The sequence below is a fragment of the Egibacteraceae bacterium genome (genome assembly GCA_035540635.1).
Classification (GTDB): Bacteria; Actinomycetota; Nitriliruptoria; order Euzebyales; family Egibacteraceae; genus DATLGH01.
The window spans coordinates 1-2,199 of record DATLGH010000082.1 but is presented as its reverse complement, the minus strand read 5'-3'; the positions used below and the strand labels follow the sequence as shown (position 1 = coordinate 2,199).

Genomic DNA, 2,199 nt, shown 5'->3' with positions numbered 1-2,199 from the left:
AACGCGTCGCCGATCGACGCGTAGCCGTCCGTCTCCGCCGACCGCACGTCCGCCCAGCGCCGGATGCTCGCGGCCGTCTCGGCGATGAGGCGCTCCCCGCCCGCCGGCGCGCCGTCGGCCGGGGAGCGCCTCATCGCCGAGACGGCCGCGAGCATCCGGCGCTGGGCGGACGTGCGGTCGGCGGAGACGGACGGCTACGCGTCGATCGGCGACGCGTTCAGCGGCTACGAGCACTTCGTGCACTGGGGGTGGGCGGCGGACGAAACCATCCTCGACCCGCAGCGGCCGGAGTCGCTCATGTACGAGGTCGGCGCCGACGGAACGCGCCGGCTCGTGTCCGCGATGTACCTCCTGCCGCCCGGCGCGACCATGGCCGACGTGCCCGACCTCGGCGACGAGCGGGCCGTCTGGCACGACCACGACAACCTGTGCTGGACGCCCGACCGCCGGCTCGCCGGCGTCCTGCTCGACGGGGAGTGCTTCCCGGGCGGCGAGCACGTGGTTTCCCCGCCGATGCTGCACGTCTGGATCGTCGAGCACCCGTGCGGGCCCTTCGCGGGGATCGAGGGCCACGGCAACGCCTGCGCGCACGCCCACCACGCGGGGTCCGGCGGCGGGGGGCGGGGAGCCAGCGGGTAAGCCGGATTCCGCGGCCGAGATATCTGGCCGCTTCCATCCACACTCAATACCGCCCCTGACCTGCGCCTTTGCGCCTAGCAGGCTGCGCGACGACGCTCAACGAATCGCCTCGCTGCCTGGCCCTCTTGTGAGCCAAGTGTGAGCCAAGGAAGGCGCTCCGACCTGGGCGCCCGAACTCGTCGTCGCGTTCAGTGTCGGGTTGAGAAGGTCCCGTTCACCGCGGTCGACGCCGTCGTGCTTGGCGAACCGAAGGAAGTGCCCTGCTGCGAATGACTCCCGGCCGGACGAGGCGCCAGCAGCCACTGGAAGGTTCGCGGCGGTCCACCGAACTGTTGGACTCCGGCGGCTCTCTAGGCTTCGACTCTCATGACGGCCGCGTAGCTCTGAGGGTTCACCCGTAGAAGGATCTGTGCGACCTCAAAGGGCTGGGGGCAACAGGAGTTGCCCTCGGGCCGACCCTGCCGCCACACCTTCCGCCAGGGGTATCGGATTATCCCGCCGGGGGGCGCGTCTGCGACGGTCTCGCTACGGTGGTGGCGTGAGCGGGTGGCGGGTGCGCGGGGCCAGGTGGGCTGTCGGCGTGAGCGCCGTCGTGGTGCTGGCTGCCGGTCTCTACACCCTGTGGGGCGCGTCCTTCGCCAGCGCCGTCGTGGAGGCGTTCACCGCTGAACATCGGGCGGACTGCGACGCGCTCGTCACAGGGCACGGCCAGGGCTTTGAGGTCGAAGCGCTCGACGACGTCGGCCCTGTCGCGGTGCCCGACTTCGACGGCGTGGCGTCCCTGCGGGGCGTGGTCGTGCGGGCCGACCCTGACCAGCCGAGCATGCGACCGATCGACCCATTGTCACCGGAGTCGACCTTATTCCTTCCCGGTCGTCACTACGACCGGGTGGTGTTCGTCGGAGCGGTCGAACCGGGTGTCGACGAGTTGGCGGACCGGCTCGAGCGACTCGGACAGGGCGAGATCGAAGGTGGACCGTTGTTGACGGTCAACGAGCGGGCCGTGCAGAGGGCCGTGGGCTTCGAGCACGCCGGCAAATCCTTCTACGTCACGCTGTACGACTGCGGCGATCAGGGTCGATGGCTGGTGTCCGCACATCAAATCGACCCTGCGTTTACGGGGGAGTGCGCCGCCGCGGGGCGCCAGGAGGCCTGCCGCCTGCTCCTCGACGTTGTCGATGAGATCCCCTCGCCCATCATGGGCGCGCAGCGGGCAGGCATCCAGCCGCGGGTGGAACCTGACGGGACGGTGGCGATCACCCTTCGCTTCACCGTGGATCAACTGTGGGGGCCGGACGCCCAGGCCGCGCACCTGCACCTCGCCATGGAGGAGCGGGGCTGGCGGCGCGTCAACCCGCCGCCGTGCGACCATCCGGTCGACATGGGCGCGGAATTCGGCGACCTCTGCCACGTGCCCCAGGACGCCGGCGCGCTGCGCGAGCCGGGTGGTCTCGCCTACGCGCGGGACGACCCGCCTCCGGGGTGGACGGCCACGTGGAGGCTGGTAGACGACGCCGCAGCGCCGCTGCACTTCGAGCTTCGGCAGCGCAGCGGCTGAGC

2 protein-coding genes are annotated in these 2,199 nt (G+C 71.0%); both read left to right on the top strand.

Going from position 1 to position 2,199, the window contains the following annotated elements; translation table 11 throughout:
- Positions 1 to 171 precede the first annotated feature (171 nt).
- Positions 172 to 639: a hypothetical protein gene (locus tag VM324_13125; protein ID HVM00227.1), complete on the top strand. Its 468-nt coding sequence runs from the start codon at positions 172 to 174 to the stop codon at positions 637 to 639.
- A 580-nt stretch (positions 640 to 1,219) separates the two neighbouring features.
- Complete coding sequence (locus VM324_13120) at positions 1,220 to 2,197, top strand: hypothetical protein (protein HVM00226.1); 978 nt, start codon at positions 1,220 to 1,222, stop codon at positions 2,195 to 2,197.
- The last annotated feature ends 2 nt before the right edge of the window (positions 2,198 to 2,199 follow it).